The following is a 7,105-nucleotide window of genomic DNA, read 5'->3' as shown; positions in this document are numbered from 1 at the left end:
CCAGGCCATCTACGTCCAGGCCAGGGGCGAGCTGAGGAGGGGCGTGGCCGGGGCCCTGCGCTCCGGACGGGCCATGAGGCGCCCGAGGAACGACGGGAGCGAACGCAGGCCCCGGTTCCGCGAGCCGATGGTCATGATCTCCGAGCGTCCCGCGGAGGCGGAGGACCGTGCCGTGCCCGGCCATTGGGAGGGCGACCTGATCATGGGCGCGAACAACCGCAGCGCGATCGGCACGCTCGTGGAGCGCTCCACCCGGTTCCTGATCCTTCTGCATCTGCCCGACGGGCATGACGCCGAACACGTCCAACGGGCGATCATCGACCGGATGGGAGAACTGCCCGCCGTTCTGCGACGGTCCCTGACCTGGGACCAGGGTTCGGAACTCGCGCTCCACAGACGCATCTCGGCCTCGCTGGACATGGACGTGTTCTTCTGCGACCCGCATTCGCCGTGGCAGCGGGGCACGAACGAGAACACGAACGGGCTGCTGCGCCAGTATTTCCCGAAGGGGGCCGACCTGGGCGGGTATTCGCGGGCGTATCTGGACATGATCGCGGCCAAAATGAACAACCGTCCCAGAAAGACCCTTGACGCCAGGTCTCCGATCGAGGTCATGCTCGACCTGATCGAAGCGGCATGATACGATCACACAACCAAATCAGACAGCAACACAGGTGTTGCAACCACCACTAGAATCCGCCCAGCTCCCCTCCCTCGGAGGGGAGCCGGAAACCATGTAGTCCTAGTCGGCTTTGCCGACAGCTCCCCTCCGGTGAGGAGGGGAACCGCAGGATGATCCCTTCCGCAGCCATGCGGCGCTCGGGCAGCGGCATGCTGTTGCCTGAGCGCCGCTCATCAGGCGTGAGATTAACTCAGGGGGCTGCCGGCGGATTGGGGTAGGCGCTGGCGGGCGCTGGTGCCACGAGTGCGGGTACGAGCCCGGGATGCGGGGGCGTGGTTTGCACTCGGGACGTAGGCTACGGATGCGGCGATGTGGCGCAGGGAGAGTTCGCGTCCCTGCTGTGCGATGGTGCCATGCCAGGTAGGCAGGAAGTCGGCGTGGCTCTTCTGAATCGCGGTCATGATGATCCTTTCGATGTGGATGAATGATGCTGTCCTCGTCGATGCTGCCGGCGTTATCGTCTGGCCTTTCTCGGCGAGTGATTTCATTACACCGGATCATTCATGGGAACGACTTCGACGGAACTCAAGGTGGGGTCACGATCGTCGGGGCAATGGCGCATCATCACCTGAACGAATCCTGAACGCGTGTCGATCCTGCAAAAATCAAGGAAACTCGGGAATAGGGCCGGACCTAACTCGCCTTCTTCATGCAGTGAGCATACGTGTTATTCAACAAACACAGCCATCAATGTCGAGCAGCGAACGCGCGACCTAATACGGTCACATAACCCGACGATCGATCATCATCTGTACGGTTCTCGAACAGGGTCGCCGAGCTAGAGTAGTGAGGGGCGACGGCCGCATGGGCCAACGATACGATCCGACCGTGGCCGCCCCATGACGTGTGACATGGAACGGAAGTGGCGATGGGGAACATCATTGACTACGTGCGCGAGGAGACGCGCGGATTCGACGAACGCCCGTTCGGCGATGTGGACGCACTGGTGCTCGCCTCCGTCGCCTATCAGAAGCTGCCGCCGTCCGCGCCGCGTCTCAGCGAGCAGACGGAACGATACGGCACGTTCTGGAAACGACTGAAAGCGTTCTGGAACGTGCCGTTCGAGGGGCCCACGCTGAGCGAGGTCGCCGCCGAACTCACCAGTCCGGACAGTGAATACAACATCCGCGAGGGGCACACCGGACTGGGCGATCCGGAACTCGACGAACAGTTGTTCAGGGTGCTGGTGGACAGTCCGCGGTTCGGCGGCATCCGCGTGGGCGCGTACGAGGAGCGGTTCAGCGAAGAGGAGCAGACGCAGTTCGCCGCCGAGACCATGCTGCTACCGGACAGGGCCGGCACGATCGTGGTGGCGTTCCGCGGCACGGATGACTCGTTCGCCGGGTGGAAGGAGGACTTCAACATGTCGTTCCAGTACCCGGTGCCGGCGCAGGAGTCCGCCATGGAATACACGACCGCCATCGCCGGACTGTGGCGGCGCGGATTCGGGCACATGATGAGCCGGGTCTTCGGTCAGGGAAACGGGCAGCGGTTCGGACAGGAGCATCCGCTGATCCTCACCGGCCACTCCAAGGGCGGCAACGTGGCGGTGTACGCGGCGATGAACGCGGACGAGAGGATTCGCAAACGCATCACACGCGCATATTCGCTCGACGGACCGGGATTCCCGTCCGACGTGGTGAACAGCGCCGAATACGCGGCGGTCATGCCCAAGGTGGAGAAGATCGTGCCGGATTCGTCGATCGTCGGCATGATTCTGGAGACGCCGGAACCATGCACGGTGGTGGTGTCGGATCAGAAGGGCATCATGCAGCATCTGACGTACTCGTGGCAGCTCAACGACCGGTGGGAGTTCGAACGGCTGCCGCATGTGGCGTCGAGTTCGCAGTACTTCAACACGCAGCTCAACGCGTGGCTGTCCGGACTCACCGTGGAGCAGCGCGAGCATGCGGTGGACGCGCTGTTCTCGCTGCTCGGCGCGAGCGGATCCGACAGCCTGTCCGGCATGATGAAAACCATGCCACGAGCGATACCGGACATCATCAACTCGTACGTGGGACTGTCGGACGAGGACCGGCGTAATCTGCGCTACGTGTTCAACCTGCTACTCAAGACCTCGCTGGCACGAGGGAAGTAACGGGGCCGAGCATACGAGTTTTGTGGTTTTCCGAATCCGAAAACCCGAAAAATCACCAGATAACCGTTGCAATCACGGTGATGAAGGCGCCCTGTCAAACAGGAAAACCACAAAACTCGCGCATTGCGCGGGGAAGTGGGCTAATTCGCGGAGGATGGGATGCCGGTCGTGTCACTGGTCATCGCGTGCAGGGGGTCGGTGAGGCATTCGACGTAGTCGCGATAGGCGGGCGTGGCGGGGTCCACGGAATTCAGACGGGATTTTCCCGAGTCCTGATCACGCTGATACTGCTCGTATGAATAGTCCTGATCGACAAGCTCGTAGTCCTTGTAGCACTGGAGCCGATACGGACCCAGATCCACGCCGTCGGGGTTGCGCACGGCATCCAGATAGGCGATACGCAACGCTTCGTACCCGTTGTCGTACATACATTCGTCGCTGATCGCGCCGTCGGCGGTGGTGTTCTGCGAGTCGGTGACCAGGCCACCATCCAGTCCGAACCAGTAGTTCGTGTTTGCGATCATGCCGTGCCCGGCGAAACAGTCGACGGCGCGCTGTTCGGCGGCGTTCATCTCGTCGGCGGTGATTTTGCCGTCGGCGGTCACGGAGTCGACGTATTCCTTGTCAATGTTCGGCGTCGATGTCACGGATTCCGTCAGTAACTGGCTGGCGTGATCACCCAGTGTGGCGTCCTCCGTGTAGGACATGTACGCGGTCTGCAGGTCCGTGCCGTTGATGTGCTCCCAGGCGATGTTGGTGGATTTTGACGCGCTGTCTTGTTGCGGATTCGTTGTGGATTGCGAAGTGTTGTTGGCGGACGGAGAGGCCGATCCCGCGCCGGAATTGCCGCATCCGGAGAGCGGCAGCATGAGCACGACCACTGCGGCGAGTCCGACCGCAGCGCGAATCGGTGAGGATAAGCGTGACATTGCAGTGCCCCTTACTACGTTATTGCGCATTAGTGTGCCCGCATCATTGCAGGATATCGGGATGGATTCAGGAGAAACAACCGGCTGCCGTGATGGCAGGAGAACTATGGTTTCAGCTTACTCCGAAATCTCGGGGGGGGGGCAAGGTGCGGGAGGACTTATAAGCGGAGCTCCCCTCAGAGAGGGGAGTCGGAAGAATGAGCTGCCGCGCAAATAATGAAGCCAGCAGTGGTGGACGAGCACACATGGCATCGGCTCCCCTCTTGCGGAGGGGAGCTGTCCGCCATATGGCGGACTGAGGGGAGGCTCGCGAGGAGCTTGCCCCTGATGCTCCCCACAGTCTGCTTCGCAGACAGCTCGTCCTGCAATAGAGGGGAGCCGGAGAGGCTAGTGCTGTTCGCGGCAGGTCTGGCCGAGGCCTCGGGAGAGGGTGATCGGGTCGAGCAGGGCGTCGAGACGGTCGGCGGGCAAGTCGGTTCGTTCGGCGGCGATGTCGCGGACGGTGCGGCCGGATTCGGACGCCTCCTTGGCGATGTCCACCGCACGCTCGTAGCCGATGTCGGCGTTCAGCGAGGCGGCGATCGACGGCGACGCTTCGGCATGACGACGGCCGACGGCCACGTTCACCGTGATGTCGTCCACGCAGCGGCGACGGAACGTGCCCATCGCACGGGTGAGCAGGGAGACGCCGTCGAGCAGCGAATGGATGATCACCGGGTCGAACGCGTTGAGCTGCAGCTGCCCCTCGCCGGCCGCCCAGTTCACGGTCGTGTCCATGCCGAAGATCACGAAGCAGCACTGGTCCACGCATTCGGGGATCACTGGATTGACCTTGCCGGGCATGATGCTCGAACCGGCCTGACGCGCGGGCACGGTCAGCTCGTTGAGACCGGCGTGCGGACCGGAGTTGAGCAGACGCAGATCGTCGGCGGCCTTCTTCAGATGGACGGCCAGGTTCTTCAGCGCGGCACTCACCGACACATACACGCTCATGTCGGTCATCGCGGCCACAGGATCGGGCGCGGCGGTGATCGGCAGACCGGTCACCTGCGCAAGATGACGGGTGGCGGACTCACGGAAGCGCAGATCGGCGCAGATGCCCGTACCGATGGCCGTGGCGCCGAGGTTGAGCACGGCCAGGCGAGGCACCAGAGCCTCGATCGCCGCGACGTCGGACTTGAGGAAACTCGCGAACGCATGAAACTCCTGGCCGAATGTCATCGGCACGGCGTCCTGCAGCTGTGTGCGGCCGATCGTCACGTCGTTGATATGACGGTCGGCGAGCGCGTGGAACGATCGGGACAGTTTCTTGGCGGACTGGGCGAGCGGGCCGAGCATGTCGATCAGCGCGATCTTGCATGCGGCCGGATACGTGTCGTTCGTGGACTGGGATTTATTAACGTCGTCGTTGGGATGGATGTGCGTGTATTCGCCGCGATGGTGGCCGGACAGTTCGAGCGCGCGGTTGGCGATGACCTCGTTCATGTTCATGTTGAGCGAGGTGCCGGCGCCGCCCTGCATGACGTCAATCGGGAACTGATCGAGGAAGCGGCCGCCTTCGATCTCCATGCACGCCTGACGGATCGCGCCCGCCTTGACGCCGGAAAGCAGGCCAAGCTCCTCGTTGGCGGAGGCGCATGCCTTCTTCACGGTGGCGTAGGCCTGGATGAGCTGCGGATGTTCGGCGTCGGCGCGGCCGGAGACGGGGAAGTTGCGGATGGCGCGTTCGGTGTGAATGCCCCAGTAGGCGCGTTCGGGAACCTGCAGTTCGCCGATGCAGTCGTGTTCGACGCGGGTGGCCTCCGTACGATGCGTGGTGTGCTTGCTACCGGTTGCATGTCGTGCCATGACGTCCTCCATCCTTGACTGCGTGCAAAAGCATATCGTCTCCATCATGGCGATTTCGGATGCGAAACGCCACCTTTACCGCTCTTAGCGGATTCACGGGGGCGGTGGGGGCAAGAGGCGGGGAGGTGGTTGCGCCGGACACCTACGGCTCAGTCTCGAGAAGAAAACAAAAGCGACTCGCACAGGACACCTCATCCGTCACGCTTTGCGTGACACCTTCCCCTCAAGGGGAAGGAAGAAGACGAAGACACAGAAGCGAGGGGAAGGAAGAAAAACAGGAATGAGTCAGGCACCTCATCTTGGCCTGGAAACAGTCCACTGGACTGTTTCCTTTACGGCTCAGCCTCGAGGGGAACAAAAAGGGAATAAAAAGGCCTCCGGGGGCCGGTGCAATGAATCCGGACTCCGGAGGCTCTGCGGCCGCGCGCCGAGAAGAGGACGGGCGACCGCTTGCAAAGTTGATCAGGCCTGATGACCTAAGGCATCGGTTGTGATGTCGAGATCAGACGCAGCCGTCAGCCTTCGATGGCGATGGTGTGCTTCTGCTCAACGGCGGGCTGGTCGTCCTGCTTCGGCAGGGTCAGGGTCAGCGTGCCGTTCTCGAACTTGGCGTGGATGTCGGATTCCTTCATATCCTCGCCCACGTAGAAGCTACGAGAGCAGGAACCGTAGTAGCGTTCGCGACGCAGCCACTTGCCCTCGTCGGCGTTCTGGGACTGGCAGGTCTCGGAATCGGCGTGCTCGGACTTGGCGTCGCCGCCGTTGGCGTTGGAATCGTTGGCGCAGTTGCCGGAATCACAGCCGTTGTGGGCGGACACGGTCAGGTAGCCGTCCTTCAGTTCGACGTTGATCTGGTCCTTGGTGAAGCCGGGCATGTCGATGTCCACCTTGTAGGAGTCACCCATGTCGCGCACATCGGTGTTCATCATGTTCGTCGTCATCATGCCGTTCATGCCACCCATCGGCGTCATGTCAGAGCCGGACAGACGAGCGTTGCGATCGCCGCGCCACGAAGCGAAGAACGGATCATCGAACAGATCGGAGAACATCATGTCATTCATCAAAGCCGGAAACATTGCCATAATCGGTACTCCTAACATCACGGAGGAAAAGCGGCCTTGGCTTCAGTCCACATGGACTGTTTTCGTTGGCCGTTTCCGGAACCCTTCCCGGGCTCCCACCTTTTGCCTTGCATCTTCTGGTATAGACGGGTTCGTGCCGGATGCAAGCGATGTTTACTCACAGTGAAAAAGTTGAGTCACAACGGCTCAAGTTTCGCAAATTCCGATGGCTCTGCTTTCGTCGACATCATCCAACTTGTTCAAGTACGTTCCGTTGCGATCTCGATACGAAACGTACTCAGACGAACCGCTTGGATTACGTTCCGTCGCGGGCTGACGACGAAACGTACGCGAACGGACCTTCTCGGTTACGCTCCGTTGCGGATCGCGAACCGAACGTAACCGAATGCGCCGGTTCGTGTACGGTTCGGTATCGGCAATGATCAGAACGTACGCAAACGGCCTCCTTCGGGTACGTTGCGTTGTG

The 7,105-nt window shown here is 61.5% G+C and carries 6 protein-coding genes; 2 read left to right on the top strand and 4 right to left on the bottom strand.

Annotated elements, in window-relative coordinates:
• A partial coding sequence (locus Tam10B_RS10455) for an IS30 family transposase (protein ID WP_143248638.1) occupies positions 1-640 on the top strand: 640 nt, incomplete at its 5' end.
• A gap of 227 nt (positions 641-867) precedes the next feature.
• Here Tam10B_RS10455 and Tam10B_RS10450 read toward each other — a convergent pair.
• Positions 868-1,083, bottom strand: a complete 216-nt coding sequence (locus Tam10B_RS10450) for a hypothetical protein (RefSeq protein WP_143248637.1) — start codon at positions 1,081-1,083, stop codon at positions 868-870.
• A gap of 467 nt (positions 1,084-1,550) precedes the next feature.
• On the opposite strand from Tam10B_RS10450, the gene Tam10B_RS10445 reads away from it, so the two are divergent.
• Entirely contained in the window at positions 1,551-2,780 is a 1,230-nt protein-coding gene (locus Tam10B_RS10445; RefSeq protein ID WP_093961184.1) for a DUF2974 domain-containing protein, read from the top strand.
• A 140-nt stretch (positions 2,781-2,920) separates the two neighbouring features.
• Here Tam10B_RS10445 and Tam10B_RS10440 read toward each other — a convergent pair whose 3' ends face one another.
• From Tam10B_RS10440 to Tam10B_RS10430, 3 genes are all read right to left on the bottom strand, one after another.
• Positions 2,921-3,709, bottom strand: coding sequence for a hypothetical protein (locus Tam10B_RS10440; protein WP_093961183.1), 789 nt, complete (start codon positions 3,707-3,709; stop codon positions 2,921-2,923).
• 387 nt (positions 3,710-4,096) lie between these two features.
• Positions 4,097-5,557: an aspartate ammonia-lyase gene (locus Tam10B_RS10435; protein WP_093961186.1), complete on the bottom strand. Its 1,461-nt coding sequence runs from the start codon at positions 5,555-5,557 to the stop codon at positions 4,097-4,099.
• Between the two features lie 515 nt (positions 5,558-6,072).
• Positions 6,073-6,639, bottom strand: a complete 567-nt coding sequence (locus tag Tam10B_RS10430; protein WP_093961182.1) for an Hsp20/alpha crystallin family protein — start codon at positions 6,637-6,639, stop codon at positions 6,073-6,075.
• Positions 6,640-7,105 lie beyond the last annotated feature (466 nt).

The organism is Bifidobacterium vansinderenii (assembly GCF_002234915.1).
Classification (GTDB): Bacteria; Actinomycetota; Actinomycetes; order Actinomycetales; family Bifidobacteriaceae; genus Galliscardovia; species Galliscardovia vansinderenii.
This window is presented reverse-complemented; position numbering and strand designations above follow the sequence as displayed.

Bases quoted from the DNA above. Each gene is read 5' to 3' on its own strand.
- Tam10B_RS10450 (WP_143248637.1), bottom strand. From the start codon at position 1,083: ATGACCGCGATTCAGAAGAGCCACGCCGACTTCCTGCCTACCTGGCAT.
- Tam10B_RS10445 (WP_093961184.1), top strand. From the start codon at position 1,551: ATGGGGAACATCATTGACTACGTGCGCGAGGAGACGCGCGGATTCGAC.
- Tam10B_RS10440 (WP_093961183.1), bottom strand. From the start codon at position 3,709: ATGTCACGCTTATCCTCACCGATTCGCGCTGCGGTCGGACTCGCCGCA.
- Tam10B_RS10435 (WP_093961186.1), bottom strand. From the start codon at position 5,557: ATGGCACGACATGCAACCGGTAGCAAGCACACCACGCATCGTACGGAG.
- Tam10B_RS10430 (WP_093961182.1), bottom strand. From the start codon at position 6,639: ATGGCAATGTTTCCGGCTTTGATGAATGACATGATGTTCTCCGATCTG.